This is a genomic window from Pseudomonas palmensis, from assembly GCF_017848315.1.
Taxonomy (GTDB): domain Bacteria; phylum Pseudomonadota; class Gammaproteobacteria; order Pseudomonadales; family Pseudomonadaceae; genus Aquipseudomonas; species Aquipseudomonas palmensis.
Genome location: NZ_JAFKEC010000018.1, coordinates 58188 through 84269, shown reverse-complemented (window position 1 = coordinate 84269; position 26082 = coordinate 58188). Strand labels below are relative to the sequence as shown.

The following is a 26082-nucleotide window of genomic DNA, read 5'->3' as shown; positions in this document are numbered from 1 at the left end:
GCACGGGGCTGGGGCTGGCGATCTGCCAGGGCATGATCGGCGCCCATGGCGGGCAGATCCGTGTAGAGGACGGCATCGATGGCCGTGGCACCTGCATCACACTATGCTTGCCGCTTCCGGCCCAACCTGAACTGGACAGCGAGACCCCATGAGCCAGACCGCGACCGTGCTGGTCATCGACGACGAACCGCAGATCCGCAAGTTCCTGCGCATCAGCCTTGGCTCGCAGGGCTACAAGGTGCTGGAGGCGGGCACCGGTGCCGAGGGCCTGAGCCAGGCGGCGCTGGGTCGGCCGGAGCTGGTGGTGCTCGATCTGGGGTTGCCCGACATGGACGGGCAGCAGGTGCTGCGCGAACTGCGCGAATGGAGCCAGGTGCCGGTGCTGGTGTTGTCGGTGCGGGCCAGCGAAGTGCAGAAGGTCGAGGCGCTGGACGGCGGGGCCAATGACTACGTGACCAAGCCGTTCGGCATCCAGGAGTTTCTGGCGCGGGTGCGCGCGTTGCTGCGCCAGGTGCCCCAGGCGGTGGCCGAAGAGTCGGCGCCGCGCTTCGGCCCGTTGACCGTGGACCTTGCCTACCGGCGCGTGACCCTGGCGGGCGAGGAGGTGGCGCTGACCCGCAAGGAGTATGCGTTGCTGGCGCAACTGGCGCGTCACCCGGGGCGGGTGATCACCCAGCAGCAGTTGCTCAAGGATATCTGGGGCCCCACCCATGTGGAGGACAGCCACTACCTGCGCATCGTGGTGGCGCATGTGCGGCAGAAACTGGGGGACGACCCGACGGCGCCGCGGTTCATCGTGACCGAGCCGGGTGTGGGGTATCGGTTGATCGGGCCGGAGCAGGCTTGAGGGCCTCTTCGCCGGCCTAGCGCCTCTCGGCCTCATAGTTGTCCAGCGTATCGCGTGCAATCTCGCGCCCCAGCGCGATCAGCTCCGGCGCCTTGTAGAACTCGAAGAACCGGCACACCCGCTTGGGCACGTTGATCAGTACATCCGGCGGGTAGCCGGCGATCTTGTACTGCGCCAGCGACGTCTGCATCACCTCGAAGCTCTGGTTGATCAGGTCCAGCAGCGAAGCCGGGCCCACGTTGTCGACAATGAACGAGCCGGCCGCCGATTTCGGCGCGCCGTCAGTCTCGGGCGCCGCCGAGGGCTGCTGCGCCTCGGGCTCGGCCGCATCGCTGAGCCACGGGTTGGGCGCCGCCTGCTCGATGCGGATCAGCCCTTCGGCGGCCTTGCGCCGGAACGGCAGGTGCGAGCCCAGCGAGTTGATCAGGTTGTCGAAGCGCAACTTGAACGCCGCCGGCCGCTCGATCACCGGCAACTGGTAATGCTTCTGGTTGGTGGAGTTGAGGTTCACCGCCACGATCAGGTCGCAGTGGCTGGACACCACCGGGATGATCGGCAACGGGTTGAGGATGCCGCCATCGACCAGCATGCGGTTGCCCTGCACCACCGGGGTGAACAGGCTGGGGATCGCCGCCGAGGCGCGCATGGCCTGGTGCAGGCAGCCTTCCTGGAACCAGATCTCCTGCTGGTTGGTGAGGTCGGCCGCCACTGCGGTGTAGGGGATGCGCAGGTTCTCTATGTTGACCTCGCCGACGATCTTGCGGATCTGCCCGAACACCTTCTCGCCGCGAATCGCGCCCAGCCTGAAACTCACGTCCACCAGGCGCAGCACATCCAGGTAATCCAGGCTCTCGATCCAGCGTCGGTAGTCGTCGAGCTTGCCGGCGGCGTAGATGCCGCCGATCACTGCGCCCATCGAACAGCCGGCAATGCAGGCGATGTCGTAGCCGCGCCGCTCCAGCTCCTCGATCACGCCGATGTGTGCATACCCTCGGGCGCCCCCCGACCCCAGCACCAGTGCTACGCGTTTGCTCATGGTCGTTCCTTGCGGCTGTTCTGCTCGTGGGCCTAACAATGCACCCATTCAGGGCTGTGCTTCAATCGTGACAAGCGCTGGGCTACGCTGAGCAGGGCACTTTTCAGCGTGCGTGCCGTCGAAGTGCCACCCCGAACATTTTCCTTTTGAGGTAACACCGATGAAAGCCTGGATCTGCCTGCCCCTGATTGCCCTGGTACTGAGCGGCTGCGCCGGCAAGACGGCGTACCGGGACAGCTGCGCCAATCAGCTGGATTCGGCCTGGAAGGAGCTGGACCTGGCCAAGGCCGAGGGCTTCGCCGGCACGGTCAGCTATTCCAAGGCCCTGTCGCTGCTGACCGGCGCCAAGACCCAGCAGCAGTTCGAAGCCTTCGAAGGCTGCAGCAACAAGGCCGAGAAGGCACGCTTCTACATCCGTGAATCGCGCGCCGGGCGCTGAGGGAGGACCAGGCCATGTCGGCAATGCTCGACCATGTGATCGCCCAGGTGCTGACCCTGCACGTGCGCCTGCTGGCCTGCCAGGCGCGCCTGGCGGCCCATACCGACAGTGAGGCGCTGCATGACCTGCGTACCAGCGTGCGTCGCCTGCGCAGCCTGCTGCGGCCCCTGCGCGGGCTGCCGGGGGTGGACAAGCTGGAGGATGCTGCCGCCGAGTTGGGGCGCCTGACCACGCCGCTGCGCGATCGCGAGGTGCTGGCCGCGCAGTTGCTCGAACGCGGGCTGCCCGAGGTGGCCCGCCAGCAGCTTGGCGACCCGGCCCGCACCTTTGCCCGGGTGGCGGCCAGCGCCGAGCTTGCGCGGCTGCTGGCGATCATCGATGCCTTCCCGATGTTCCTGCGCGCGGCCCAGCGCCAGGGCCTGGTACGCCGCCTGGAGGCGCGGGTGGGCAAGCGCCTGCACAAGCAGTGGCGCAACCTGCAGGCTGCCATGAACGACCCGGCGCACGACCGCCACCGCCTGCGCCTGCTGATCAAGCGGGTGCGCTATGGCGCCGAGGCCTACCCACAGCTCGAACGCCTGCGCCCGGCCCTGCGCCGCGGGCTCAAGCGCGCCCAGGGCGATCTGGGCGACTGGCACGACCTGTTGCAGTGGCTGTTGCAGGCCGAGCAGCAGCCTGGCCTGGCGCCCTGCGTGGCGCACTGGCAGGCGCAACAGGCGGCGGCCGAGCAACGTGCCGACCGCACGCTGGAGACACTGCTGAGCGAAATCCAACGTCGATAAGTCGCGTGTTTGGCGCAAATGCGGCCTGTGCGCGGCGCGGCGGCTGGTTAACATCGCCACATTTGCCCACTGGTCGAGGTCCCGATGAATTTTTCCCAACTGCTCACCGCCGTGCGCCTGCAGCCCCAGGCGGTGACCATCCCGGCCGAATGGGCCCAGGGGCGTGCCTGTTTCGGCGGGCTGATGGCGGCGCTGGTGTACGAGGCCATGCACGCCAAGGTCGCCCCGGACCGTCCGGTGCGCTCGCTGGCCATCACCTTCGTAGGGCCGGCCGAGCCTGGGGTGCCGATCAGTTTCGAGGTGGAGCTGTTGCGTGACGGCAAGGCGGTCAGCTCGCTGCTGGGGCGCGCGGTACAGAATGGCCAGGTGGTGACCCTGGTACAGGGCAGTTTCGGTGCCGGGCGCGATTCGGTGGTGCAGGTGTCAGGGCTGGCGCCGGTGCCGATGAAAAGCCTTGCCGAGTCCAGCCCCGAGTTGCCCTTCATCAAGGGCGTGACCCCCGAGTTCATTCGCCACCTGGCCATGCGCTGGGGCATTGGCGGCTTGCCGTTCAGCGGTAGCCGGTCACGCGAAATGGGCGGCTGGGTGCGCCTGCGCGGTGAGGATGTGGTCGAGGAGCCGGTGACCGAAGCCCACCTGCTGGCGCTGGTCGATGCCTGGCCACCGGCGTTGATGCCGCACCTGAGCAAGCCCGCTGCCGGCAGCACCCTGACCTGGACCATCGAGTTCGTGCAGCCGGTGGCCAGCCTGACCACCCTGGACTGGTGCCAGTACTGCGCCCAGATCGACTACGCGCGTGACGGCTACGGCCATGTGGCGGCCGCCTTGTGGAACGGGGCCGGTGATTTGCTTGCCATCAGCCGCCAGACGGTGACCGTGTTCGCCTGAATCACTGGCGCTGGCGCTCCACCGCCACACCGGCCAGCAGGCCGATGACGCCGACGGCCAGGGTGCCCAGGTCGGCGTCGAGCGCGCCGCTCAAGACCAGCAGCGCGCCGATGGCCAGCAGCGGCAGTGCAATCAGCTGCAGCGCGATGTTGGTGGGGGTACGAGGGGCGTGATGCCAGTGGGGCAGGTGAAACAGGTGCTTGTTCATCACGGTTCTCCTCAAGGTGCAAAACGGATAACCCAAGCGTAGTTTGGCCCCCGCCAGGGGGCCAATTGCGCGCGGCTATCGCGTTTATAGCTTGAGTTGACCGATGGCCTTGTTCAGCTCGCCGGCCAGGGTGGCCAGTTCGCTGCTGGTGGTGGCCGAGTCGACGGTCTGCTGCACGGTCTCTTCGGTCACGTCGCGGATGCTCACCACTGCGCGGTTCATCTCTTCGGCCACCTGGCTCTGCTGTTCGGCCGCCACGGCGATCTGGGTATTGCTCTCGCGCATCTGCGCCACCGCGCCGGTGATCTCCGCCAGGGCCTCGCCGGCTTCCTGGGCCTGCTTGACGCAGTCGTCGGCCTTGAACGAGCTCTCGGTCATGAACTCCACCGCATCGCGGGTGCCGGCCTGCAGGGCAGAGACCATGGTGGTGATTTCGTCGGTGGAGCTTTGCACGCGCTTGGCCAGGTTGCGCACCTCGTCCGCGACCACCGCGAAACCGCGGCCCAGGTCGCCGGCACGGGCCGCCTCGATCGCCGCGTTGAGGGCCAGCAGGTTGGTCTGTTCGGCGATGCTGTGAATCACCCCGACCACGCTGTTGATCTTCTGGCTGTCCTCGGCCAGTTGACGAATCATCTCGGCTGTCTGCTGCACGCCGGTGGAGAGCCCCGAGATCGACGACTGCACGCGGCTGACCACGTCCTTGCCGCTGCCGGCCAGGGTGTCGGCGCTTTGCGACAGGTCGCGTGTGGCGCCGGCATGCTGGGCGATGTGGTAGACGGTGGCGGTCATTTCGTTGATGGCGGTGGCGGCCTGGTCGGTTTCGCTCTGCTGGCCGAGCATGCCGTGGCGCACCTCGTTCATGCTGGCGGCCAGGCGCGCGGCGCCGGCATCCAGCTGCGCGGCGGTTCGCGCCACGGTGTTGACCACGCGGTGGTAGGTGGTCTGCATGGCGTTGAAGGCGCTGGCCATCTGGCCGATCTCGTCGCCGCAGGACAGCGGCACCCGTGCCGACAGGTCACCGGTCTTCTCGACGTGCAGCATCACGTCCTTGAGGATGTTGAGCTGGCTGAGCAGGAAGCGGATCAGCAACTGCGAAGCGCACAGCATGGCCAGCATCAGGATCAGTACGCACACCGCATAGTTGACGAAGCGGTCGGTGAACACCTGCGCCATGCTCGGGGCCTGGGCCAGTACCGCGATCTGCTGGCCATCGCGCTGGATGACCTGCGCACCGATCAGCGGGTCGCTGCCCAGCAGCGGCATGCCGTTCAGCTCGACCCAGCCCTGGGCAGTGGCCAGGGCCGGCAACGCCTGGCCATCGAAGGTGGGCGCCTGCCCGGGTGTGAAGCTGACCCAGGTGGCGTTCTGCGGCAAGGCCTGGCCGGCGGGCCAGGCGGCCAGCAGGCGGGCTTCGGATTGCACCCGGGCCTGGGCCGTCTCGGCCCTGGCGCGGGTTTCCAGGTGCACCGCATACAGCACCACGAACAGGGTTGTGACGAAGGCGACTGCGTTCACCGCCCAGAACTTGTACTTCAGTGAGATATTGCTGAGCCAGGCACCCATGGATAGGTCTTCTCTGATTGAGCGGAAACAATTTGGCAAGGTGCCATCAGTGTGCCAGCCAATTCAAAGACAAATCTTGATATGCGTCAAACTATGTCGGGGAGCCCGAAGAAGCGCCGGGCGCAGTCGCTGGTGTGCGCAGCCACCTGCTCGGGTGTCTCGCCCCGGTGCAGGGCCACTTCGCGCAGCACTTCGGGCAGGTAGGCCGGTTCGTTGCGACCGCTTTTGGGTTTGGGGCGCAGGGTCCGGGGCAGCAGGTAGGGGGCGTCGCTCTCCAGCATCAGGCGGCCAGTGGGGATGCTGGCAACCAGCGGGTGCAGGTGGGTACCGCGACGTTCGTCGCAGATCCAGCCGGTGATGCCGATGTGCAGGTCCAGGTCCAGGTAGCTGAACAGGGCGCTGCGCTCGCCGGTAAAGCAGTGCACCACGGCGGCGGGCAGGTGGTCGCGGTAGTCCTTGAGAATCTGCAACAGGCGTTCGTTGGCATCACGCTCGTGCAGAAACACCGGCATCTGCAGCTGCACCGCCAGCGCCAGTTGTTCTTCCAGGGCCTTTTCCTGTTGCGGGCGCGGCGAGAAGTCGCGGTTGAAGTCCAGCCCGCATTCACCCACCGCGTGCACCCGTGGCTGTTCGAGCAGCGCGCGCAGATGGCGCGCGGTGTCGCTGTTCCAGCTGCTGGCATCGTGGGGGTGTACACCGGCCGTGCTGAACAGTCGCCGGGCCTGCGGGTCGAGTTGCTCGCACAGGTGTAGCGCGGCTTCGCTGCCGGCCAGGCTTGTACCGGTCACCAGCATCTGATGCACCCCGGCGGCCTCGGCACGCTGCAAGATGGCCTCGTGCTTGCCGTCGAAACTTGGGTTGGTCAGATTGACGCCGATGTCGATGAGTTGCATGGTGCTACCTCAGGTTGTGCGGCAAAAGCGCTTGGCAGCGCCGAAAAATACCAATAACGCCAAGAACTTCAAGAAGTTGTCGCGGTCTTTTGCGGTCAATTGTCACGGACCGACCGCTCATTATGGCGTCAAATACTCAATCGCGGCCCTTTGCCGGAGACCGGATGACGCGATCACTTTGGCTTTTTTTGCTGTGTGTGGGCCTGCTGTGCGCCGGCCCGGCCCACGCACGCCTGCCCGGCCCGCAGCAGGCGGTGCCTGCGGCCAAGGTGCGCGACCTGGCGCAGATCCGTGAAAGCCGGGTGTTGCGCGTGCTGGTCAACCAGAGCCGCAACAGCTCCGGCGAGGTCAAGGGCCAGCCGGTGGGCATCGAATACCATCGGTTGATCGCCTTCGAGCACTATCTCAACGGGCGTGCCCGTGACGGTCAGCAGATCCGCCTGAAGATCATCCCCAAGGCCAAGGACCAGTTGATCGGCGCATTGCAGCGTGGCGAGGGCGATCTGGTGGCGCCCGGCGAGCTGATCGATTTGAGTTCCACCCGCGGGGTGATGGCCAGCGACCCGGTGCTGGAGAATGTGCCGCTGGTGCTGGTGGGGCGCAAGGGCGAACGGACCTACCAGCGCGTCGAGCAGCTTGCCGGCCGCACCGTGACCCTGACCAGTTCGAGTGCGGCAGGCGATACCCTCCACGAAATCAACCAGCGCCTGGCCCTGCGCAAGCTGGCGCCGCTCAAGGTGGAATGGGCGGACCCCAGCCTTGCGGTGGAGGATGTGCTGGAAATGGTGCAGGCCGGCATCTTCCACCTGACCGTGGTCGAACAGCCGATTGCCCGGCGCTGGGCGCAGGTGATGCCCAAGCTGCTGGTGCAGCGCAAGGTGCAGCTGGCCCAGCCCGAGGCGATGCATTGGTACGTGCGCCGCGACGCGGCGATGCTGCACGCCAGTGTCGATCGCTTCCTCAAGGGGTATCACGCCCCGGCCGATCAGGATGTGGCGTTCGAGCGTATCTACCGGCGCCTGTACAAGGTGCATTACCCGCTGGCCCAGGCCAACCGCCAGCGCCTGGAAAAACTGCGGCCGGTGCTGCAGCGTCACGCCCAGGCCCAGAACCTGGACTGGCTGAACCTGGCGGCACTGGCGTTCAAGGAGTCGGCCCTTGACCCGGCGGCCAGGGGCGCAGGTGGCGCCCATGGGCTGATGCAGATCACCCCCGGTGCGGCGCAGCGGGTGGGGATCAGCGATATCGCCAATGTCGATGGCAATGTACAGGCCAGCGCGCGCTACCTGGCACTGATCCGGCGCAAGTTCTTTTCCAGCAACCAGCTCAACGAACGCGAGCGCATGGCGTTCGTGCTGGCCGGCTACAACCTGGGACCGGAGCGGGTTCAGGCCATGCGGGCCGAGGCGCGGCGACGCGGCCTGAACCCCAACCAGTGGTTCTTTCAGGTAGAGCGTGTGGCGCTCGAGCAGGTGGGAATGGGGCCGGTCAGCTATGTTAATAGCGTCAACAAGTACTTTCTGGCATTCGACCGCGAACGCGACGCGCTGGAAGCCCGGGGACGAAAAGTGGCCTCACGAAAGTAATCGAAAATTACGATTGGTATGTGCAGATAATCGCGATTTTAACATTTGAAAATATGATTAAGATGGCGACCTCTACCACACACCTGCATCGCTTAAGGAAGACAGCATGAACGCCATCAACTCCGTATTGTTCACCCGCGCCGGCTGGGGCATTACCGTACTGCGCATCTTCATCGGCATCATCTTCATGGCCCATGGCTCGCAGAAGCTGTTCGGCCTGTTTGGTGGCGGCGGGCTGGCAGGCACCGCGCAGTACATGGAAAGCCTGGGGCTGACCCCGCCGACACTGATGGCGGCGCTGTCCGGTGGTGCCGAGTTCTTCGGCGGGCTGGCACTGGTCATCGGCCTGCTGGCACGCCCGGCGGCCCTGGCGCTGGTGGGGTTGCTGCTGGTGGCGATTTTCTCGGTGCACATCGGCAACGGTCTGTTCATGGCCAACAACGGCTATGAGTTCGCCCTGGCGCTGCTGGGTGGCGCGATTGCGGTACTGGTGGAAGGGGCGGGCAGGGCGTCGGTGGACCGCATGATCGCCAAGTGAGCCTTGGCGTTGTGGCACAAAAAGGGCCTGCATTGCAGGCCCTTTTTTGTGCCCGACCCGGCTGCTTGCTTCTGCGGCAACGCAGGCGCCTTCAGGGGCGCCGGCAAGTGCAGGAACCGGCGTCGCCGTCGAATGCGAGAAACTCGCTTGTTTTTCCGGCGTCCGGGTCGTTTATCAGACGATGGCATTGTTGACAGCCGGGCCGGCGCTTCTCTAGGATGCTGGCTTGCGCCGATTTAAACAGCTACTTGCGGGGCGCAGGAAGACCACCAGCAGGTCGTCCGAATACCGCTAAAGCGCTGGTTCGGTGACGCCTCGCACCGCAGCCCAGCGGGATCTGCGAGGCACAGAGAAGTACACCATGAGTTGCCCACGTACCAGCGTTTGCCTCACCCCTCTCCCTACCAGCCAGGCGGCTCGCACGCCGCGCATTCTGCTGAGCGGCAAACACCAGCCGACGCTGCTGCGCTACCTCGATGGCTGGCCCCGCCCCAAAGGCCGTGCCACGGCGTTCCTGATCCAGTTCGCCGACTCCTGCGAAACCCTCGCCCGGTTCGGCAACGACCGTTTCGACCTGGCCGTGGTGCAGGCGCCCTCGAGGGCCGATGCCGCCGAAGTGATCCACCACCTGACCCGCGTCGCCCGCCAGGGCTTGATCACCCGCGCCTGATCGCTCAGGGGTACTCGATCTCGACGATGTACACCGTCTGTTCGCCAGTCGGTGTCTGCACCCGCACTTCAGCGTCCAGCGCCTTGCCGATCAGGGCGCGGGCCAGGGGCGAATCGATGCTGATCAGGCCCAGTTTCAAGTCCAGCTCGTCGGGCCCGACAATGCGGTAGCGCGATTGTTCGCCGTCTTCGTTCTCGACCGTGACCCAGGCCCCGAAGTACACCTTGTTCGGGTCGCTGGGCCGTTCGCTCACCACTTTCAGGTTTTCCAGGCGCTTGGTCAGGAAGCGCACGCGGCTGTCGATTTCGCGCAGCATCTTCTTGCCGTAGGTGTATTCGGCGTTTTCCGAACGGTCACCTTGCGCTGCTGCCTCACTGACCGACTGGGTCACCTGGGGCCTGCGCACATGCCACAGTTCATGCAGCTCGGCGCGCATGCGCGCCTCGCCCTGTGGGGTGATCAGTGCGGTGCCGGCAGTGCGGGGCGGGCGGTATCGGCTCATGGGCTTCCAGGCTCGGGTAGGTAGCCGCCGAGTCTATCAGCCCTCGCGAAGCACTGTCAGCGGGCTGGCATTGAGCGCCCGGCGCGTGCCGAATACCCCCGCACCCCCCACCAGCAACGCACCGATCACCGGCAACAGCAGCAGCCACGGGTGCGGGCTCCAGTGCAGGTCGAATGCGTAGCGGTACAGCAGCAGGCTGATCAGTTCGGTGCCCAGCGCCGCGAGCAGGCCGCTGGCAGCGCCCAGCAGGCCGAACTCGATGCGCCGGGCCTTGACCAGCAGGCTGCGGCTGGCGCCCAGTGCCCGCAGCAGCGCACCCTGGTGGATGCGCTCGTCCAGGGTGGCCTGCAGCCCGGCGAACAACACGGCCAGGCCCGCCGCCAGCACGAACAGCAGCACGTACTGTACCGCCAGGGTCACCTGGGCCAGGATGCTGCGCAACTGCTCCAGCAGCGCATCGACCTGCAGGATGGTGGCTGCCGGGAACGCTCGCGACAGGGCCACTACCTGCTGGTCGTGGCCTGGGGCCAGGTAGAAGCTGGTGAGATAGGTGGTCGGCAGGTCCTGCAGGGTGCCGGGCTGGAAGATCATGTAGAAGTTGGGCTGGAAGCTGTCCCAGTTGACCGTGCGCAGGCTGCTGACCTGTACCTGGCGCTCCAGGCCACCGATGCTGAAGGTCAGGGTGTCGCCCAGCTTGAGCTTGAGGCTCTCGGCCAGCTGCGCCTCCACCGACACGCCGGGCAAGGCATCGGCCGTTGGCTGCGCCTGCCACCACTGACCGGCGCTCAAGGTGTTGCCCTGGGGCAGGTCGGCGGCCCAGGTCAGGCTCAGGTCGCGCTGGACGGCGCGGTCACCGGTGGATTCCTTGCTGACGATCTCGCGCACCGGCTCGCCATTGATGAGCGTCAGGCGCCCGGGAATCACCGGGAACAACGGCGCGGCATGGACCGAGAATTCGTTCAGGCGCTGGGCGAAGGTGTCCTTGTCGTCCGGCAGGATGTTGAGCACGAAATAGTTGGGAGCATCCTTGGGCAGCTGGTTCTGCCAGGTGTCGAGCAGCTCGGTGCGCAGCAGGGCGATCAGGGCCATGGCCAGCAGGATCATGCCGAAGGCCAGCGACTGGCCTGCCGCCGCCAGCGGATGCTTGAGCAGTTGCCCCAGGCCCAGGCGCCAGGCCAGCGGGGCGCCGGCCAGTAGCCGGCGCAGGCTGCGCAGGCCGAGCAGCAGCAGACCGCCCAGCACCAGCGCGGCCACCAGACCGCCGCCGAGCAGGGCGAAGGTCAGCAGCAGGTCCAGGCTCAGGCGCCACATGATGAGGCCCAGGGCCAACAGCGCTGCGCCATACACCAGCCAGCTGCTTGCCGGCACCGGCAGCAGGTCGCGGCGCAGTACACGCAGCGGCGGCACCCGGCCCAGCGCTGCCAATGGCGGCAGGGCGAAGCCGGCCAGCGCCACCAGCCCGGTGGCGATCCCGGCCAGGGCCGGGGCGATGCCGCCTGGCGGCACCTGCGAAGGCAGCAGGCCCTGTAGCAGGGCGAACAGACCCAGTTGCGCCAGCCAGCCGAGCAGTGCGCCCCCCAGGGCTGCCACGCTGCCCAAAATCGCCAGTTGCAGGCAGAACAGGCTCAGCGCCTGGCGCCGGGACAGGCCCAGGCAGCGCAGCAGGGCGCTGGCATCGAAGCGGCGCATGGCAAAACGGCTGGCCGACAGCGCCACGGCCACGCCGGCCAGCAGCACCGCCACCAGGCTGGCCATGTTCAGGTAGCGTTCGGCCTTGCCCAGTGCACCGCCGATCTGCTGGTTGCCGTCACGCGAGTCGCGCAGTTGCTGGTGGGCGGCAAGCCCCGCCTTGGTAGCCTGGGTGTAGCTTGCCAGGGCCTGGGGCTCGCCGCGCCACAGGTCGCGGTAGGTGACCCGGCTGCCGGGCTGCACCACGCCGGTGGCATCCAGGTCGGCGAGGTTCATCAGCACCCGCGGGGTGAGGCTGTAGAAGTTGCCGGCGCGGTCCGGCTCATAGGTCAGCACGCGGCTCAGGCGCAGGGTCTTCATGCCCACGTCGACGCTGTCACCGATCTTGAGGTTCAGCGCCGCCAGCAGGCGCGACTCGACCCAGGCTTCGCCCGGCGCCGGACCACCGCCGGCCACCTCCGGCCCGTAGGCCTCGGCGGCACTGCGCAGCTCCCCGCGCAGCGGGTAACCCGTGCCGGCAGCCTTGACACTGGAGAGCTGGATACCGTTGTCGGTGGCGATCACGCTGGAGAACTCGACCACTTTCGCATGGGCCAGGCCCAGCTGTTCGCCGTTGCGGATCTGTTCCGGGGTGGCCGGGGCGCTGCCCTGCAGCACCAGGTCGGCGCCAAGGAACTCGGTGGCACGCAGCAGCATGGCGCCGTTCAGGCGGGCGCCGAAGTAGCCGATGGCGGTGCTGGCGGCCACGGCCACCAGCAGGGCGAAGAACAGCACGCGCAGTTCGCCGGCGCGTGCATCGCGCATCAGTTGACGCAACGCCAGGCGCGGCAGGCGCAGAAACGACAGGTGTGCCATCTAGGGCTCCAGCGGGGTGACCAGGTGGCCGGCTTCCAGGCGAATCAGCCGGCCGCAGCGGTGCGCCAGGCGTTCATCGTGGGTGACCAGGACGAGGGTGGTGCCGCGTTCCTTGTTCAGTTCGAACAGCAGGTCGCTGATGCGTTCACCGGTGTGGCTGTCGAGGTTGCCGGTGGGCTCGTCGGCGAACAGCACCGCAGGCTCGGCGGCAAAGGCGCGGGCAATTGCCACCCGCTGCTGCTCGCCGCCGGACAACTGGCGTGGCGAATGGCTCAGGCGCTGGCCCAGGCCGACCCGTTCGAGCAGGCTGCGGGCGTGTTCGCGGGCATCGCGGCGTCCGTCCAGCTCCAGCGGCAGCATCACGTTCTCAAGGGCATTGAGGCTGTCGAGCAGCTGGAACGACTGGAACACGAAGCCGACATGCTCGGCGCGGACCTGGGCGCGCTGGTCTTCGTCGAGCGGGCCCAGGTCGTGCCCGGCCAGTGTCACCGAGCCTGCACTGGGCAGGTCGAGGCCGGCCAGCAGGCCGAGCAGGGTGGACTTGCCCGAGCCGGAGGCGCCGACAATGGCCAGGCTGTCGCCCTGTTTCAATTCCAGGCTCAGTTCGTGCAGGATGGTCAGGTCGCCTTCCGCGCTGGGGACCACTTTGCTAAGGTTGCGCGCAGTCAAGATGCTGGGGCCCATGGAGAATCCAATGCGAGTGTGGTTATTGAGTGCAGGCCTGGCCTTGCTGTGCATGGCCCAGGGCGCATCGGCAGGAACGGTGTTGATCGTTGGGGATAGTATCAGTGCCGCTTTTGGCCTGGATACCCGTCAGGGGTGGGTTGCCCTGCTCGAACAGCGGCTCAAGGCCGAGGGTTTCGATGACAAGGTGGTCAATGCCTCGATCAGTGGCGACACCAGTGCCGGGGGCCAGGCGCGGCTGCCTGCGCTGCTTGCAGAGCACAAGCCCAGCCTGGTGGTGGTGGAGCTGGGCGGCAATGACGGGCTGCGCGGGCAGGCACCGGCGCAATTGCAACAAAATCTTGCCTCGATGATCGACCGCTCCCGTGATGCCGGTGCCAGGGTGCTGCTGCTGGGCATGCGCCTGCCACCCAACTATGGCAAGCGCTACACCGATGCGTTCGCACAGGTGTATGCCGATCTTGGCAAGGAAAAGGACGTGCCGCTGGTGCCGTTCTTTCTCGAAGGGGTAGGTGGCGTGCCCGAGTTGATGCAGGCCGATGGCATCCATCCGGGGCAGGGCGCCCAGGCGCAGTTGCTGGAAAATGCCTGGCCATCAATAAAACCGCTGCTTTGACGCTTTTATACTGATCGGCTTTCGGCTAATGTTGCGCCCCCGATTTGGAGCCCCCGATGCCGCGTCCCGCCTGGTCCCTGTATGCCTATCAATTGATCGAGCCTGACGAACAGCTTGACCTGTTCGCCTGCCAGGAGAGTCGCGTCCACCTGATCGCCCGCCAACTCGAACTGGGCGGCTCCGTCGACCGTACCCTGTGTGGCACCCTGTTGCCGGCGCAACCGCGCTGGTCGGGTGTGGAACGCAGCATCTACCGTGACCAGCGCCTGTGCCGCCTGTGCCGGGCGATCCTCGAGGCGCAGCGGCGCGGCACGCGTCCGGTATGGCCCGAGCTGCAGGCCTGACGTCGGATCTTTTACGTTTGGCAAGGGTTCTGTGCCCGGATGCCTCCCGATCCCGCAGGGGGCGGTGTACAATTGCCCGCTTGACCCACCTGAATTAGCGAAGGATTTCCCGGATGTTGCCGCGCTTTCCCGCCGTCACCCGTTGCCTGTCCCTGGCCGCCCTGCTGGCGGCGGGCCCTGTTGCCGCTCTGGAGTTCCCCCTGCCGCCGCCGGGCGAGGATGTCATCGGCCAGGTCCAGGTGATCAAGGCCAAGTATGAGGACACCTTCGCCGACATCGGTACCGCCAACGACTTGGGCTACCTGGAAATGGTCGCGGCCAACCCGGGCGTGGACCCCTGGTTGCCAGGCGCCGGCACCGAGATCGTGCTGCCGACCCGTTTCATCCTGCCGCCGGGCCCGCGCGAAGGCATCGTGATCAACCTTGCCGAGTACCGCCTGTACTACTACCCCAAAGGCGAGAACGTGGTGCACACCTTCCCGCTGGGCATCGGCCGCGAAGGCTGGGGTTCGCCTATTGCCAACACCAAGGTCACGGCCAAGACGCCGAACCCGACCTGGACCCCACCGGCCTCGATCAAGGCCGAGCACGCCGCCGACGGTGATCCGTTGCCCAACGTGGTGCCGGCCGGCCCGGACAACCCGCTGGGCCCGTTCAAGTTCACCCTGGGCGTACCGGGCTACCTGATCCACGGTTCCAACAAGAAGTTCGGCATCGGCATGCGTACCAGCCATGGCTGTTTCCGCATGCTCAACAACAACGTGCTGCAACTGGCGAGCATGGCCCCGGTGGGGACTTCGGTGCGCATCATCAACGAGCCGTACAAGTTCGGCCTCAGTGGTGGCAAGGTCTACCTCGAGGCGCATACCCCGCTGGATGACAAGGGCGACCCGTCGGTGGTCGACAAGCACACGGCAGTGATCAATGCCCTGCTCAAGCGCGAAGACCTGGCCAACAACCTGCGCATGAACTGGGACATGGTGCGTGACGTGGTGGCGGCCGAAGATGGTATCCCGGTAGAGATCGCGGTGCCGGGTGACGCCGGTGCGCCGATGGTATCGAGCGTTCCGCTCGAAATGCAGTAACCCGCCTGTGTTTGCACGAGGCCCGCTTCATGCGGGCCTCGTCGTTTGCGCAGGACGGTTCTGCAGGCAATAAAAAAGCCGACCCACAGGTGGGTCGGCTTTTTAACAATCCCGAGGGATTATTACTTGCGGCTGGCTTTTTCCAGCATACGCAGAGCGCGCTCGTTAGCTTCGTCAGCAGTTTGCTGAGCTTTCTGAGCGGCGGCCAGAGCGTCATCAGCCTTGCGGTAGGCTTCATCGGCACGAGCTTGTGCACGGGCTGCTGCGTCTTCGGTTGCAGTCAGACGGGCTTCGGTTTCTTTGGAGACGCTGCTGCAACCGGTGGCCAGTACTGCGGCCAGAGCCAGAGCAGAGAATTTCAGAACGTTGTTCATCGTGTTCCCCTTCAAGGACTTTCTATTAAAGAGCCATCTCTCAACAAAGAGAAACTGGCCGGCGTACATAGTACCCATTACTTGTAGTAAGTAAACTGACCGAGCGCAAGAACCGGAAAAAAATTGCGCGGTTGCGCAGGCCGCCCCGGCGGGGGTGTGAAAAGAATGCAGGCGCTTTTGTAGCGGCGCTGAAACACCGCTGTAAATGCGTCTTTGTAGTGAACTAAAAGTGACTCCAAGTGTCATTGTTCGTCTTACCACTACATCATCCGGCTACTGTTGGCAGTGTGGCTCGCTGCCGTGTTCGCATGCTGCAAGTGCAGGTTTTTTACGATCAAGTACCTTGAGCATCTGTGCACTGGGCGCCTACTATTTGTGGGTGCTCAGTTGCCAGAGAACAACCAGGCTGTTCTCGCTGTCCAAACGGGCACGGGGTGGCGTAGAGGTTCCTTCGCCGGACAAACATCGGTAAGGTAAGGGTCTGACGAGAAGACCCGCGAGGAGTAGTGATGAGCGAGGCGTTGTCCATCCACCATGACCAGGCTGGTCATCAGTTCGAGACCAATGTGGACGGTCATCGTGCCTACCTGACCTACATGGACCTGGGTAAGCAGACATTGGATATCTACCGCACGTTCGTGCCCAATGCGCTGCGTGGGCGAGGCATCGCTGCGGCGCTGACCGAAAAGGCCCTCGCCTATGCCGAGGACATGGGCTACACCGTGATCCCCTCGTGCTCCTATGTCGAGCGCTACATGGAACGTCATCAAAAGCATTCCAACAAGGCCTGAGCCTGCTGACACCCTGTTGAAAACGAAAACGCCGGGCATTGCCCGGCGTTTTCGTTGATGGCTTTCAGCCGCGGTTGCGCTTGGGCAACACGTCCTTGAGCTTGGCGCGCATGCTGCGCACGGACTTCTCGGTGGCTTCCCAGTCGATGCAGGCATCGGTGATCGACACGCCGTACTGCAGTTCGGCAAGGTCCTTGGGGATGGCCTGGCAGCCCCAGTTGAGGTGGCTTTCGACCATCAGGCCGATGATCGACTCGTTGCCTTCGAGGATCTGGTTGGCCACGTTGTCCATCACCAGCGGTTGCAGGGCCGGGTCCTTGTTGGAATTGGCGTGGCTGCAGTCGACCATGATGTTCGGCTTGATCCTGGCCTTGGCCAGGGCCTGCTCGCACAGGGCGACGCTGACCGAATCATAGTTGGGCTTGCCGTTGCCGCCGCGCAGCACCACGTGACCGTAGGCGTTGCCCTTGGTGGTGACGATGGATACGCCACCTTCCTGGTTGATGCCCAGGAAACGGTGCGGGCTGGAAACCGATTGCAGTGCGTTGATCGCCACGGTCAGGCCGCCGTCCGTACCGTTCTTGAAGCCGACGGCCGAAGACAGGCCCGAGGCCATCTCGCGGTGGGTCTGGGATTCGGTGGTGCGCGCGCCGATCGCCGACCAGCTGATCAGGTCCTGCAGGTACTGCGGGGAGATCGGGTCGAGGGCTTCGGTGGCGGTGGGCAGGCCCATTTCCGCCAGGTCCAGCAGCAGCTGGCGACCGATGTGCAGGCCGTCCTGGATCTTGAACGAGTCATCCAGGTACGGGTCGTTGATCAGGCCCTTCCAGCCCACCGTGGTGCGCGGCTTCTCGAAATACACACGCATCACCAGGTACAGGGTGTCGGCGACTTCGGCGGCCAGCACCTTCAGGCGCTCGGCGTATTCGTGTGCGGCCTTGAGGTCATGGATCGAGCAGGGGCCGATCACCACGAACAGGCGGTGGTCCTTGCCGTCGAGGATATTGCGTACCACTTCGCGGCCCGCGGTCACGGTCTGCAGGGCGGTGGCGCTGAGTGGAATGTCCTTCTTGAGCTGATCGGGGGTGATCAAGGTCTCGTTGGAGGCAACGTTAAGGTCGTCGATCGGTAAATCAGCCATCGTGTTACTCGTCAGGTCACGGGTGCCGGCCGCCAGCTACCCGCGCGGCGGAGCAGCATGATTGAACGCGGCGGGGTGCCGAACCTTAGCGCGTTACACCGTGATTCGACAATGGGCAGGGCCCGCTTTCCTGCCGCTTTGGCCCATTGGTATGGGCTTTTCTGATCAAAAGTGCCGTCACCCGACACGCTCGCAGGTTGCGGGCGGCAGCGCCCGGGCTGATAGTGTGTCGATTGTTTGACCTTATGGCGCCCGATGCAGGGCAGTGCGGAGCAGAGCGGCGATGAGCAAAGGCCTTGGCGACAAACTGGTGGTAGCCATTTCATCACGGGCACTGTTCGACCTCAGCGAGAGCCATCGACTGTTCCTGGCCGAGGGTGTCGAAGCCTACCGCCAGTACCAGATCGAGCACGAAGACGAATACCTGCAACCGGGTGATGCGTTCCCGTTGGTGGAAAAGCTGCTGGGCCTCAATGCCAGCCTCGGCCAGGCCCGGGTCGAGGTGGTGCTGGTGTCACGCAACAGCGCCGACACCGGGCTGCGGGTGTTCAATTCCATCGAGCATTATGGCCTGGGTATCTCGCGGGCAGCCTTCGTTGGCGGGCGCAGTCCGTATCCGTACCTGGCCGCCTTTGGTTGTCACCTGTTTCTGTCCACCGATGCAGAAGATGTGCGCCGCGCACTGGACGCCGGCTTTGCCGCTGCCACCATCCTTTCCGGCGGGGCACGGCGTGCGGCCAGCGCGGAGCTGCGTATCGCCTTCGATGGCGATGCAGTGGTGTTTTCCGACGAGTCCGAGCGCGTCTATCAGCTCGGCGGCCTGGAGGCGTTCCAGGCCAGCGAGCGCGAGTCGGCCCGCGAGCCGCTGCGCGGCGGGCCGTTCAAGGCCTTCCTGGCGGCGCTCAACGTGCTGCAGAAAGAGTTCCCCAGTGGCGCCTGTCCGATTCGCACCGCACTGGTGACGGCGCGCTCGGCGCCGGCCCACGAGCGGGTCATCCGCACCTTGCGCGAATGGGACATTCGCCTGGACGAGTCGCTGTTTCTCGGCGGCCTGGACAAGTCGGCGTTTCTCGAGGCGTTCGCGGCCGATGTGTTCTTCGACGACCAGGCAGGGCACTGCGAACGCGCCAGTGCAGTGGTCGCCACCGGCCATGTGCCCCACGGCATCAGCAACGAACGTACCCCCGGCTAGGCCGCCTGGCAGGGCGCCGGACGGCTCTGCGCGTCGTTTTGGCGCTGCTAAGCTGAACCTTGCCCTGCCGTATCGGCAGCTAGGAGGTCAAATGATCCGTTCGATGCTGTGTGCCACCGACCTCGGTTGTTACTCCCCTTATGTCATGCAACACGCGCTGGCGCTGGCACGCAGCTTCAGCGCCGAACTGTACGTGGTCCATGCCGTGGAACCGATGGGCCAGTTCGCCGAATCGCTGCTGGAAAGCTACCTTGATGAACATACCCTGTCCCATATGCGCGGTCGGGCGCTCAATACCGTGATGGCGAACATCGAACAGCGGGTGCTGGAGAACTTTCAGGATGAACTGGGCGAGAAGGAAGACCTGGCGCTGATCCGCGCGGTGCGGGTACGCCAGGGCGACCCGGCCGACGTGATCCTGGAGCAGGCCCAGCGCCTGAGCGTCGACCTGCTGATCGTCGGCAGCCACAGCCAGGGCGCCGGTAGCGAGATCCCCTTGGGGCGCACGGCGGTACGCGTCCTTCAGCTGTCGCCGGTGCCTGTGTACATGGTGCCCCTGGCGCAGTACCTGGGGCGGCGCAAGTCATAGGGGAGGCGGTGTAGGACGTTGTAAGAAAGCTGAAGAAATAGTTCTAGATTTATTCTTCAAACCACTAATATAGTTATAACTCGTCGCTGCTGCCGGTGACGCCCAGTTGATTTGAGGGATACCTATGAAGCTTCAACAATTGCGCTACATCTGGGAAGTGGCGCACCACGACCTCAACGTCTCCGCGACAGCGCAGAGCCTGTATACCTCCCAGCCGGGGATCAGCAAGCAGATTCGCCTGTTGGAAGACGAGCTGGGTGTGGAAGTGTTCGCCCGCAGCGGCAAGCACCTGACCCGCGTGACCCCGGCAGGTGAGCGCATCATCACCACCGCCGGCGAGATTCTGCGCAAGGTCGAGAGCATCAAGCAGATCGCCCAGGAATTCTCCAACGAGAAAAAGGGCACCCTGTCGATCGCCACCACCCACACCCAGGCACGCTACGCCCTGCCGCCGGTGATCAGTTCGTTCATCAAGCAATACCCTGAAGTGGCGCTGCACATGCACCAGGGCTCGCCGATGCAGATCGCCGAGATGGCGGCTGACGGTACCGTCGACTTCGCCATCGCCACCGAGGCCCTGGAGCTGTTCGGTGATCTGGTGATGATGCCGTGCTACCGTTGGAATCGTTGCGTGGTGGTGCCGCAGGGTCACCCCCTGACCAAGCTGCCCAAGCTCACCCTGGAGGCGTTGGCCGAATACCCGATCGTGACCTATGTGTTCGGCTTCACTGGCCGCTCCAAGCTCGACGAAGCCTTCAGCCATCGCGGCCTGACCCCCAAGGTGGTGTTCACCGCGGCCGATGCCGACGTGATCAAGACTTACGTGCGCCTGGGCCTGGGCGTGGGCATCGTGGCCAAGATGGCGGTGGACACCAAGCTCGACAACGACCTGGTGGTGCTCGATGCCAGTGAGCTGTTCGAGTCCAGCATCACCAAGATCGGTTTCCGTCGTGGCACCTTCCTGCGTGGTTTCATGTGCGACTTCATCGAGAAGTTCGCGCCCCACCTGACCCGTGAAGTGATGGCCAAGGCCATCCAGTGCCACAACAAGCAGGAACTCGAAGAGCTGTTCGCTGGCGTCGAACTGCCAGTGCATTAAGCCCTTGCAGTGCCTTCAGGCCGCCAGCACGGTGGCCTGAAGGCGCTCCTGCAGATAGCCCCGCGAGCAGGTAGCCCAGCCACTGGCCACGATGCCCTTACTGCTGACGCAATGTCTGGCAGGTGGGGCCAGGTGCTGCGCTCAGGGTGTGCATGTTCAGCCCTTGGTAATCAGGTTGCCGGCGTGCAGCCCGCATTCCTTCTGAGTCGACTCCTCCCACCACCAGCGGCCTTCGCGCTCGTGCTGGTTGGGCAGTACCGGGCGCGTGCAGGGTTCGCAGCCGATGCTGATGAAGCCGCGTTCATGCAGGCTGTTGTAGGGCAGCTCGAGCATGCGGATATAGCCCCACACCTCTTCGCTGCTCATCTGCGCCAACGGGTTGAACTTGTACAGGGTGCGCTCGGGGGTGGAGAAGGCGCTGTCGATTTCCAGCGCGGCCACCTGGCTGCGGGTGCCCGGGCTCTGGTCGCGGCGCTGGCCGGTGGCCCAGGCGCTGACGGTGCTCAGCTTGCGGCGCAGCGGCTCGATCTTGCGGATGCCGCAGCATTCGCCGTGGCCGTCCTTGTAGAAGCTGAACAGGCCCTTTTCCTTCACGAAGGGGTCGAGTGCACTGCGATCGGGGGAAAGTATCTCGATCGGCAGCTTGTACTGCTCGCGCACCTGGTCGATGAACCGGTAGGTTTCCGGATGCAGGCGGCCGGTGTCGAGGCTGAACACCTTGACGTTCTTGTTCAGCTTCCAGGCCATGTCCACCAGCACCACGTCTTCTGCGCCACTGAAGGAGATCCACAGGTCGTCGCCGAAGTGTTCGAAGGCGAGCTTGAGGATGTCCTGCGGGGACTTGTTGGCATAGGTCGCGGCGAGGGCGGCGACGTCGAAGGGTTGGCTCATCAGGCGGCTTCCGGTCATTGAATGGCGCTTGGCGCTCGTAATGGGCGAATGTTAACAAAAATTGCCGGGTTAGACGGCGCGCCTGTAGAGTGCGCCTTCCATTTTTAGCGTTGTTCGAGGAGTGAGCTGTGGAAATTGCCTGTCTCGACCTGGAAGGTGTACTGGTCCCGGAGATCTGGATCGCCTTTGCGGAAAAAACCGGAATCGAATCGTTGCGGGCCACCACCCGCGACATTCCCGATTACGACGTGCTGATGAAGCAGCGCCTGCGCATCCTGGATGAGCATGGCCTCAAGCTCTCCGACATCCAGGCAGTGATTGCCACGCTCAAGCCGCTGGACGGCGCCATCGAGTTCGTGGACTGGTTGCGCGAGCGTTTCCAGGTGGTGATCCTGTCCGACACCTTCTACGAATTCTCGCAGCCGCTGATGCGCCAGCTGGGTTTCCCGACCTTGCTGTGCCACCGCCTGATCACCGACCAGAGCGATCGTGTGACCGGCTACCAACTGCGCCAGAAAGACCCCAAGCGCCAGTCGGTGCTGGCATTCAAGAGCCTGTACTACCGGGTGATCGCGGCGGGTGACTCGTACAACGACACCACCATGCTGGGCGAGGCGGATGCAGGCATCCTGTTCCATGCGCCGGAAAACGTGATTCGCGAGTTCCCGCAGTTCCCGGCGGTGCATGATTTCGAGGCGCTGAAGAAAGAGTTCATCAAGGCCTCGAACAGGTCGTTGAGCCTGTAATACCGCCTTCGCCGGCAAGGCCGGCTCCTGCACGCTGTAGGAGCCGGCCTTGCCGGCGAAGCGTTCTAGAGGCCCTGCAGGGTCTGGAGCAACACCCTGACCTTGGTGATCGACTCCTCGTACTCCGCCTCCCATTGCGAGTCCGCCACCACCGCACCGCCTCCCCAGCAGCACACCTGGCCGTCCTTCACCAGCAGGCTGCGGATGGCGATCGAGCTGTCCATCTCCCCGCGCACGTCCACATACAGCAGCGAGCCGCAATACAGTGCACGTCGGCTCGGCTCCAGTTCGTCGATGATCTGCATCGCCCGAATCTTCGGCGCCCCGGTGATCGAGCCGCCAGGGAAGCTGCCGGCTATCAGGTCCAGCGCATCCTTGCCCGGTGCCAGGCGTCCGGTCACGCTGCTGACCATGTGGTGCACGTTGGGGTAGCTCTCCAGGCTGAACAGCTCCGGCACCTGCACCGAGCCGGTAGCGCAGCTGCGCCCCAGGTCGTTGCGCAGCAGGTCCACGATCATCAGGTTCTCGGCGCGGTCCTTGGTGCTGGCCAGCAGCTCGGCAGCATTGGCGGCATCCTGCACGGGGTCGGCGCTGCGCGCACGGGTGCCCTTGATCGGGCGGGTTTCGACCTCGCCCTGGCTGACCCTGATGAAGCGCTCGGGCGAGAAGCTCAGCAGCGCGCTGCCATCGGCCAGTACCTGATAGCCGGAGAAGGGCGTAGGGCAGGCAGCCCGCAGCGCCTGGTAGGCCGTCCACGGGTCGCCCTGGCAGGGTGCGCGAAAGCGTTGGGTAAGGTTGATCTGGTAGCAGTCGCCGGCATGGATGTACTGCTGCACCCGCTCGAACGCCTGACGGTAATCCTCGGCTGCGAGGTCGCCGCGCATTGGCGCCGCAAGCCTGAATGCGCCGGTTGCCGTCGCGGCGTCGTGCTCGAACAGTGCCACCAGGCGCTCGCGTTCGGTGGCGGGCAGCGCCGGATGAAACACCAGCTGGCTGCGCTGCAGCTGATGGTCGCTGATCAGTGCCCAGGCATACAGCCCCAGGCTTGCGTCACCCAGCCCCAGGTCGTCGCAGGCAATGGCGGGCAGGCGCTCCAGGCGCCGGCCGAAGTCGTAGCTCAGGTAGCCGATCAGGCCGCCGGCGAACGGCAGCTCGACACCTGCCGGCAAGTGCGCGCGCCCAAGCCCGGCCAGTTGCTCGCGCAGGCGCTGCAGGTAGTGCTGGCCGTCTTCTTCGGCGCCCGGGGTCAGCGTGCACAGTGGCCAGGCGCTGAGCAGGTCGAAGCGCCCACGCACGGCGCCAGGCCGCGCGCTGTCGAGCAGCACGGCGCCAGGTGCCTGGCGGATACGGGCAAAGTAGGCGGCCGGGTCGGCCTGGTAGGGCAGGGGGTGAAGTGTGCAGGTCGGCATTCGGGTGAACAGCTGTCGAGGCGGGGCGAGCATTGTAGCCCTGTGCAGGCGATGCTCCTAGCGGATCGGCGACCGCCCTGTGCGCTGCTGCGCCAGGGCGGTGGCAGATTACTGCGCCGGGATGTGGCCGAACAGTTCCTGGGCGAAGCGCACGCGCTCTTCGACGCTTTCCTTGATGCCATCGCTGGCCAGTTCCTCAAGGTGCGCCTCGACGGCGTGGGTGCGCAGGGTCAGGCCGCAATCGTTGGCGATCTGGATGTTCAGGCCGGGGCGGGCGTTGAGTTCCAGGATCAGCGGGCCCTTGTCCTGGTCCAGCACCATGTCCACGCCGATGTAGCCCAGGCCGCACAGTTCATAGCAGCCGGCGGCTAGCTTCATGAAGCCGTCCCAGTTGGGCAGTTGCACGCCGTCCACCGCATTGGTGGTGTCGGGGTGCTTGCTGATGATGTTGTTCAGCCAGGTACCGCGCAGGGTCAGGCCGGTCGCCAGGTCCACACCCACGCCGATGGCGCCCTGGTGCAGGTTGGCCTTGCCGCCGGACTGGCGCGTGGGCAGGCGCAGCATGGCCATGACCGGGTAGCCCATGAGCACGATGATGCGGATGTCCGGCACGCCTTCGTAGCTGATGCTCTTGAAGATCTGGTCCGGGGTTACCCGGTACTCGATCAGCGCGCGGTCGCGATGGCCACCCAGCGAATACAGCCCGGTGAGGATGCTTGATACCTGGTGCTCGATTTCCTCGTGGGTGATGATCTTGCCGGACACCGTGCGGTAGCGGTTCTCGAAGCGGTCGGCGATCACCAGGATGCCGTCACCACCGGCGCCCTGCGCCGGCTTGATGACGAAGTCGCTGCGCCCGCCGATGATCTCGTCGAGCTTGTCGATGTCCTTTTCGGTGGAGATCACCCCGTACATTTCCGGCACGTGGATGCCGGCCTTGATCGCCCGCTCCTTGGTGATGATCTTGTCGTCGACGATCGGGTACAGGTTGCGCTTGTTGTACTTGAGCACGTAGTCCGCGTTGCGCCGGTTGATACCCATGATGCCCCGGGCTTCCAGGGCCTTCCAGGTTTTCCATAGGCCGAACATCAGGCGTCAGCCTTCACGAAGGCCTTGAAGCGCACCAGCTCCGTCAGGCGGTAGCCGCGGTAGCGACCCATCGCCAGCATGAAGCCCACCAGAATCAGCAGCACCGCCGGGAAGGTGAACACGAAGTACACCAGTTCGGGCACGCTCATCAGCAGGTGCGCGACCGAGGCGGCGAACAGGGTGCCGATGGCGACTTTCATGGCGTGGCCGCCGCCGCGTTCCTCCCAGGTGATCGACAGGCGTTCGATGGTCATGGTCAGAATCACCATCGGGAACAGTGCCACCGACAGCCCGCGCTCCAGGCCCAGCTTGTGGCTGAACAGGCTGATGGCCGCGATCAGCACCACCACGAAGGTGAGTACCACCGACAGGCGCGGCAGCATCTGCAGCTTCAGGTGTTCGAGGTAGGAGCGCAGGGTCAGGCCCAGCGCGGTGATCACCGTGAACAGGGCGATACCGAAGCCCAGCTGGGTCTCACGGAAGGCCAGGGCGATCAGCACCGGGGTGAAGGTACCCAGGGTCTGCAGGCCGATCAGGTTGCGCAGCACCAGGATCACCAGCACGCCGATCGGGATCATCACCATGATCATGAAGGTCTGCTGGGTCTGCAGCGGCAGGCCGTACAGCGAGTATTCGAGGAAGTCGGCGTCGGTGTTCTCGTCGGTCAGCTTGGCCAGGCGGATGGCGTTCATCTCGCTGTTGTTCAGGCTGAAGCTGACGTTGACCTTCTTGCCGCCATCGACGGTGATCAGCGGGTCATCGCCGGTCCACCACAGCAGGCGGTCGGCCGGCAGGCCCTGCTCGCCGGTGTCCGGGTTGAAGTACAGCCAGTCGTTGCCGTTGAAGCTGCGCAGCCACAGTTCCGGGCTCTGCGGCTGGTCGGCCAGCAGGCGGATGGTGTGCACCTTCTCCACCGGTACGTGGGCGATCGACAGCAGCAGGTCGATGACCTTGGCCTTGTTCAGCGAAGAGGCATCGCCGGCCAGCAGCAGCTTGACGTTGTCGTCGTTGGGGTTGTTGACCCGCTTGATGGTCTCGCTGACGAAGGTCTCGACGTCGGCCGAGTGCTGGCGGATAGGTGCCATCAACGCTTCGGCGGCGATCTTCTCCGGCCCTTCGACCGGCTGGCTGTCACGGAAGGTCGGGCCCTTGATCTTGACCTTTTCGCTGCTGTAGCGCTTGGTCAGTACCAGGCGGTAGTAGAGGGTCTGGTTGCCCTTGGCGCGCCGCGCCGACCAGGTCACCTTGCGGTTGCCATCGACACGGTTGACGCTCACGCCGTAGTTGTTGGAGATGAAGCTCTCATTGAGGCTGACATAGTCGTTGCTCAATGGCGGCACGAACATCTGGATCTTGATCGGGTCCTTGGGGCTGGCGACGAACTCGACCTTGGCATCGATGTTCCACAGGTCGTCGGTTTCGTCTTCGGTCACCGGGATGCCGAGCATGAAGATCTGGTACGCCGTGATCGACACACCCAGCAACACCAGGAGGGTGATCAGGACTTTCAGATGAAGGGTAAGAGAGCGCATCGAA

General features: G+C 65.0%; 29 protein-coding genes. 16 read left to right on the top strand and 13 right to left on the bottom strand.

All coding sequences use genetic code 11. The features are described 5' to 3' along the window. Together JZZ72_RS12605 and JZZ72_RS12600 are read left to right on the top strand one after the other, a co-directional pair. The coding region (locus JZZ72_RS12605) for an ATP-binding protein (protein ID WP_236066266.1) at positions 1-152 on the top strand (152 nt) is incomplete at its 5' end. Then, positions 149-847 carry a response regulator gene (locus JZZ72_RS12600; protein WP_043863103.1) on the top strand — a complete coding sequence of 233 codons (699 nt, stop codon included), beginning with the start codon at positions 149-151 and terminating at the stop codon, positions 845-847. The genes JZZ72_RS12605 and JZZ72_RS12600, both read left to right, overlap by 4 nt. 16 nt (positions 848-863) lie before the next feature. Here the strand turns inward: JZZ72_RS12600 and JZZ72_RS12595 are convergent, their stop codons facing one another. Then, a complete protein-coding gene (locus JZZ72_RS12595; RefSeq protein WP_078480475.1) occupies positions 864-1883 on the bottom strand; it encodes a patatin-like phospholipase family protein in 1020 nt (339 codons plus the stop codon). 160 nt (positions 1884-2043) lie between these two features. Between JZZ72_RS12595 and JZZ72_RS12590 the strand changes: the two genes are divergently transcribed. The 3 genes from JZZ72_RS12590 to JZZ72_RS12580 all read left to right on the top strand — a co-directional run bounded on the left by JZZ72_RS12590 (position 2044) and on the right by JZZ72_RS12580 (position 3992). Continuing rightward, complete coding sequence (locus JZZ72_RS12590; protein ID WP_043863101.1) at positions 2044-2322, top strand: hypothetical protein; 279 nt, start codon at positions 2044-2046, stop codon at positions 2320-2322. Positions 2323-2336: 14 nt separating this feature from the next. Then, on the top strand, positions 2337-3104 hold the full coding sequence (locus JZZ72_RS12585) for a CHAD domain-containing protein (protein WP_100634710.1): 768 nt from the start codon (positions 2337-2339) through the stop codon (positions 3102-3104). An 84-nt stretch (positions 3105-3188) separates the two neighbouring features. After that, positions 3189-3992: an acyl-CoA thioesterase gene (locus tag JZZ72_RS12580; protein ID WP_043863099.1), complete on the top strand. Its 804-nt coding sequence runs from the start codon at positions 3189-3191 to the stop codon at positions 3990-3992. A gap of 1 nt (position 3993) precedes the next feature. On the opposite strand, the gene JZZ72_RS12575 is transcribed toward JZZ72_RS12580, so the two are convergent. The 3 genes from JZZ72_RS12575 to JZZ72_RS12565 all read right to left on the bottom strand — a co-directional run bounded on the left by JZZ72_RS12575 (position 3994) and on the right by JZZ72_RS12565 (position 6656). Beyond that, positions 3994-4200, bottom strand: a complete 207-nt coding sequence (locus JZZ72_RS12575) for a hypothetical protein (protein ID WP_052504289.1) — start codon at positions 4198-4200, stop codon at positions 3994-3996. Between the two features lie 84 nt (positions 4201-4284). Next, positions 4285-5763: a methyl-accepting chemotaxis protein gene (locus tag JZZ72_RS12570; protein WP_054915686.1), complete on the bottom strand. Its 1479-nt coding sequence runs from the start codon at positions 5761-5763 to the stop codon at positions 4285-4287. An 86-nt stretch (positions 5764-5849) separates the two neighbouring features. Continuing rightward, on the bottom strand, positions 5850-6656 hold the full coding sequence (locus JZZ72_RS12565; protein WP_054915687.1) for a TatD family hydrolase: 807 nt from the start codon (positions 6654-6656) through the stop codon (positions 5850-5852). Between the two features lie 164 nt (positions 6657-6820). Between JZZ72_RS12565 and JZZ72_RS12560 the strand changes: the two genes are divergently transcribed. The 3 genes from JZZ72_RS12560 (at position 6821) to JZZ72_RS12550 (ending at position 9450) form a co-directional block, all read left to right on the top strand. Continuing rightward, positions 6821-8242: an MltF family protein gene (locus JZZ72_RS12560; RefSeq protein ID WP_043863096.1), complete on the top strand. Its 1422-nt coding sequence runs from the start codon at positions 6821-6823 to the stop codon at positions 8240-8242. A 106-nt stretch (positions 8243-8348) separates the two neighbouring features. Further along, positions 8349-8780, top strand: coding sequence for a DoxX family protein (locus JZZ72_RS12555; protein WP_043863095.1), 432 nt, complete (start codon positions 8349-8351; stop codon positions 8778-8780). Positions 8781-9141: 361 nt separating this feature from the next. Continuing rightward, positions 9142-9450 (top strand): hypothetical protein, encoded by a 309-nt coding sequence (locus JZZ72_RS12550; RefSeq protein WP_054915688.1) that lies wholly within the window; start codon positions 9142-9144, stop codon positions 9448-9450. Between the two features lie 4 nt (positions 9451-9454). Here JZZ72_RS12550 and greB read toward each other — a convergent pair whose 3' ends face one another. From greB to JZZ72_RS12535, 3 genes are read right to left on the bottom strand one after another with little or no spacing between them, the layout of a single operon-like run. Further along, positions 9455-9952: a transcription elongation factor GreB gene (gene greB / locus JZZ72_RS12545; protein ID WP_043863093.1), complete on the bottom strand. Its 498-nt coding sequence runs from the start codon at positions 9950-9952 to the stop codon at positions 9455-9457. A gap of 36 nt (positions 9953-9988) precedes the next feature. Then, entirely contained in the window at positions 9989-12496 is a 2508-nt protein-coding gene (locus tag JZZ72_RS12540) for an ABC transporter permease (protein ID WP_054915689.1), read from the bottom strand. Continuing rightward, positions 12497-13180: an ABC transporter ATP-binding protein gene (locus tag JZZ72_RS12535; RefSeq protein ID WP_043863091.1), complete on the bottom strand. Its 684-nt coding sequence runs from the start codon at positions 13178-13180 to the stop codon at positions 12497-12499. It lies immediately after the preceding gene. A gap of 10 nt (positions 13181-13190) precedes the next feature. Between JZZ72_RS12535 and JZZ72_RS12530 the strand changes: the two genes are divergently transcribed. The 3 genes from JZZ72_RS12530 (at position 13191) to JZZ72_RS12520 (ending at position 15225) form a co-directional block, all read left to right on the top strand. Then, the gene (locus tag JZZ72_RS12530; RefSeq protein WP_043863090.1) at positions 13191-13796 is read left to right on the top strand and encodes an arylesterase; all 606 of its coding nucleotides are present in this window, start codon (positions 13191-13193) and stop codon (positions 13794-13796) included. Between the two features lie 56 nt (positions 13797-13852). Further along, positions 13853-14140 (top strand): hypothetical protein, encoded by a 288-nt coding sequence (locus tag JZZ72_RS12525; protein WP_043863089.1) that lies wholly within the window; start codon positions 13853-13855, stop codon positions 14138-14140. 113 nt (positions 14141-14253) lie between these two features. After that, positions 14254-15225 (top strand): L,D-transpeptidase family protein, encoded by a 972-nt coding sequence (locus JZZ72_RS12520; protein ID WP_210014521.1) that lies wholly within the window; start codon positions 14254-14256, stop codon positions 15223-15225. 122 nt (positions 15226-15347) lie between these two features. Here the strand turns inward: JZZ72_RS12520 and oprI are convergent, their stop codons facing one another. Continuing rightward, entirely contained in the window at positions 15348-15599 is a 252-nt protein-coding gene (oprI, locus tag JZZ72_RS12515; RefSeq protein WP_037058464.1) for an outer membrane lipoprotei OprI, read from the bottom strand. A gap of 509 nt (positions 15600-16108) precedes the next feature. On the opposite strand from oprI, the gene JZZ72_RS12510 reads away from it, so the two are divergent. After that, complete coding sequence (locus JZZ72_RS12510; protein WP_043863087.1) at positions 16109-16390, top strand: GNAT family N-acetyltransferase; 282 nt, start codon at positions 16109-16111, stop codon at positions 16388-16390. A gap of 64 nt (positions 16391-16454) precedes the next feature. Here JZZ72_RS12510 and JZZ72_RS12505 read toward each other — a convergent pair whose 3' ends face one another. Continuing rightward, the gene (locus JZZ72_RS12505; RefSeq protein WP_043863086.1) at positions 16455-17531 is read right to left on the bottom strand and encodes a 3-deoxy-7-phosphoheptulonate synthase; all 1077 of its coding nucleotides are present in this window, start codon (positions 17529-17531) and stop codon (positions 16455-16457) included. A 283-nt stretch (positions 17532-17814) separates the two neighbouring features. Here JZZ72_RS12505 and JZZ72_RS12500 point away from each other — a divergent pair, with 283 nt between their 5' ends. From JZZ72_RS12500 to cysB, 3 genes are all read left to right on the top strand, one after another. Beyond that, entirely contained in the window at positions 17815-18723 is a 909-nt protein-coding gene (locus JZZ72_RS12500) for a 5'-nucleotidase (protein ID WP_043863085.1), read from the top strand. A 91-nt stretch (positions 18724-18814) separates the two neighbouring features. Next, positions 18815-19312 carry a universal stress protein gene (locus JZZ72_RS12495; protein ID WP_043863084.1) on the top strand — a complete coding sequence of 166 codons (498 nt, stop codon included), beginning with the start codon at positions 18815-18817 and terminating at the stop codon, positions 19310-19312. Between the two features lie 124 nt (positions 19313-19436). Beyond that, a complete protein-coding gene (cysB, locus tag JZZ72_RS12490) occupies positions 19437-20411 on the top strand; it encodes an HTH-type transcriptional regulator CysB (protein ID WP_043863083.1) in 975 nt (324 codons plus the stop codon). Positions 20412-20567: 156 nt separating this feature from the next. On the opposite strand, the gene JZZ72_RS12485 is transcribed toward cysB, so the two are convergent. Next, complete coding sequence (locus tag JZZ72_RS12485; RefSeq protein ID WP_054915690.1) at positions 20568-21302, bottom strand: phosphoadenylyl-sulfate reductase; 735 nt, start codon at positions 21300-21302, stop codon at positions 20568-20570. A 128-nt stretch (positions 21303-21430) separates the two neighbouring features. On the opposite strand from JZZ72_RS12485, the gene thrH reads away from it, so the two are divergent. Next, positions 21431-22048, top strand: a complete 618-nt coding sequence (gene thrH / locus JZZ72_RS12480; protein WP_043863081.1) for a bifunctional phosphoserine phosphatase/homoserine phosphotransferase ThrH — start codon at positions 21431-21433, stop codon at positions 22046-22048. 65 nt (positions 22049-22113) lie between these two features. On the opposite strand, the gene pabB is transcribed toward thrH, so the two are convergent. The 3 genes from pabB to rloB form a co-directional block, all read right to left on the bottom strand. Continuing rightward, on the bottom strand, positions 22114-23457 hold the full coding sequence (gene pabB / locus JZZ72_RS12475; RefSeq protein WP_210014520.1) for an aminodeoxychorismate synthase component I: 1344 nt from the start codon (positions 23455-23457) through the stop codon (positions 22114-22116). Between the two features lie 108 nt (positions 23458-23565). After that, positions 23566-24546: an alpha-L-glutamate ligase-like protein gene (locus JZZ72_RS12470; RefSeq protein WP_210014519.1), complete on the bottom strand. Its 981-nt coding sequence runs from the start codon at positions 24544-24546 to the stop codon at positions 23566-23568. Next, positions 24546-26078, bottom strand: a complete 1533-nt coding sequence (gene rloB, locus JZZ72_RS12465) for an osmotic stress tolerance membrane protein RloB (protein WP_043863078.1) — start codon at positions 26076-26078, stop codon at positions 24546-24548. Before rloB ends, JZZ72_RS12470 begins: the two co-directional genes overlap by 1 nt. Positions 26079-26082 lie beyond the last annotated feature (4 nt).

Bases quoted from the DNA above. Each gene is read 5' to 3' on its own strand.
- JZZ72_RS12565 (WP_054915687.1), bottom strand. From the start codon at position 6,656: ATGCAACTCATCGACATCGGCGTCAATCTGACCAACCCAAGTTTCGAC.
- JZZ72_RS12470 (WP_210014519.1), bottom strand. From the start codon at position 24,546: ATGTTCGGCCTATGGAAAACCTGGAAGGCCCTGGAAGCCCGGGGCATC.
- JZZ72_RS12575 (WP_052504289.1), bottom strand. From the start codon at position 4,200: ATGAACAAGCACCTGTTTCACCTGCCCCACTGGCATCACGCCCCTCGT.
- JZZ72_RS12540 (WP_054915689.1), bottom strand. From the start codon at position 12,496: ATGGCACACCTGTCGTTTCTGCGCCTGCCGCGCCTGGCGTTGCGTCAA.
- JZZ72_RS12530 (WP_043863090.1), top strand. From the start codon at position 13,191: ATGCGAGTGTGGTTATTGAGTGCAGGCCTGGCCTTGCTGTGCATGGCC.
- JZZ72_RS12580 (WP_043863099.1), top strand. From the start codon at position 3,189: ATGAATTTTTCCCAACTGCTCACCGCCGTGCGCCTGCAGCCCCAGGCG.
- pabB (WP_210014520.1), bottom strand. From the start codon at position 23,457: ATGCCGACCTGCACACTTCACCCCCTGCCCTACCAGGCCGACCCGGCC.
- oprI (WP_037058464.1), bottom strand. From the start codon at position 15,599: ATGAACAACGTTCTGAAATTCTCTGCTCTGGCTCTGGCCGCAGTACTG.
- JZZ72_RS12505 (WP_043863086.1), bottom strand. From the start codon at position 17,531: ATGGCTGATTTACCGATCGACGACCTTAACGTTGCCTCCAACGAGACC.
- JZZ72_RS12495 (WP_043863084.1), top strand. From the start codon at position 18,815: ATGATCCGTTCGATGCTGTGTGCCACCGACCTCGGTTGTTACTCCCCT.
- JZZ72_RS12510 (WP_043863087.1), top strand. From the start codon at position 16,109: ATGAGCGAGGCGTTGTCCATCCACCATGACCAGGCTGGTCATCAGTTC.
- greB (WP_043863093.1), bottom strand. From the start codon at position 9,952: ATGAGCCGATACCGCCCGCCCCGCACTGCCGGCACCGCACTGATCACC.
- JZZ72_RS12600 (WP_043863103.1), top strand. From the start codon at position 149: ATGAGCCAGACCGCGACCGTGCTGGTCATCGACGACGAACCGCAGATC.
- rloB (WP_043863078.1), bottom strand. From the start codon at position 26,078: ATGCGCTCTCTTACCCTTCATCTGAAAGTCCTGATCACCCTCCTGGTG.
- JZZ72_RS12585 (WP_100634710.1), top strand. From the start codon at position 2,337: ATGTCGGCAATGCTCGACCATGTGATCGCCCAGGTGCTGACCCTGCAC.
- JZZ72_RS12525 (WP_043863089.1), top strand. From the start codon at position 13,853: ATGCCGCGTCCCGCCTGGTCCCTGTATGCCTATCAATTGATCGAGCCT.
- JZZ72_RS12560 (WP_043863096.1), top strand. From the start codon at position 6,821: ATGACGCGATCACTTTGGCTTTTTTTGCTGTGTGTGGGCCTGCTGTGC.
- JZZ72_RS12570 (WP_054915686.1), bottom strand. From the start codon at position 5,763: ATGGGTGCCTGGCTCAGCAATATCTCACTGAAGTACAAGTTCTGGGCG.
- JZZ72_RS12535 (WP_043863091.1), bottom strand. From the start codon at position 13,180: ATGGGCCCCAGCATCTTGACTGCGCGCAACCTTAGCAAAGTGGTCCCC.
- JZZ72_RS12520 (WP_210014521.1), top strand. From the start codon at position 14,254: ATGTTGCCGCGCTTTCCCGCCGTCACCCGTTGCCTGTCCCTGGCCGCC.
- JZZ72_RS12485 (WP_054915690.1), bottom strand. From the start codon at position 21,302: ATGAGCCAACCCTTCGACGTCGCCGCCCTCGCCGCGACCTATGCCAAC.
- JZZ72_RS12595 (WP_078480475.1), bottom strand. From the start codon at position 1,883: ATGAGCAAACGCGTAGCACTGGTGCTGGGGTCGGGGGGCGCCCGAGGG.
- JZZ72_RS12500 (WP_043863085.1), top strand. From the start codon at position 17,815: ATGAGCAAAGGCCTTGGCGACAAACTGGTGGTAGCCATTTCATCACGG.
- cysB (WP_043863083.1), top strand. From the start codon at position 19,437: ATGAAGCTTCAACAATTGCGCTACATCTGGGAAGTGGCGCACCACGAC.
- JZZ72_RS12550 (WP_054915688.1), top strand. From the start codon at position 9,142: ATGAGTTGCCCACGTACCAGCGTTTGCCTCACCCCTCTCCCTACCAGC.
- JZZ72_RS12555 (WP_043863095.1), top strand. From the start codon at position 8,349: ATGAACGCCATCAACTCCGTATTGTTCACCCGCGCCGGCTGGGGCATT.
- JZZ72_RS12590 (WP_043863101.1), top strand. From the start codon at position 2,044: ATGAAAGCCTGGATCTGCCTGCCCCTGATTGCCCTGGTACTGAGCGGC.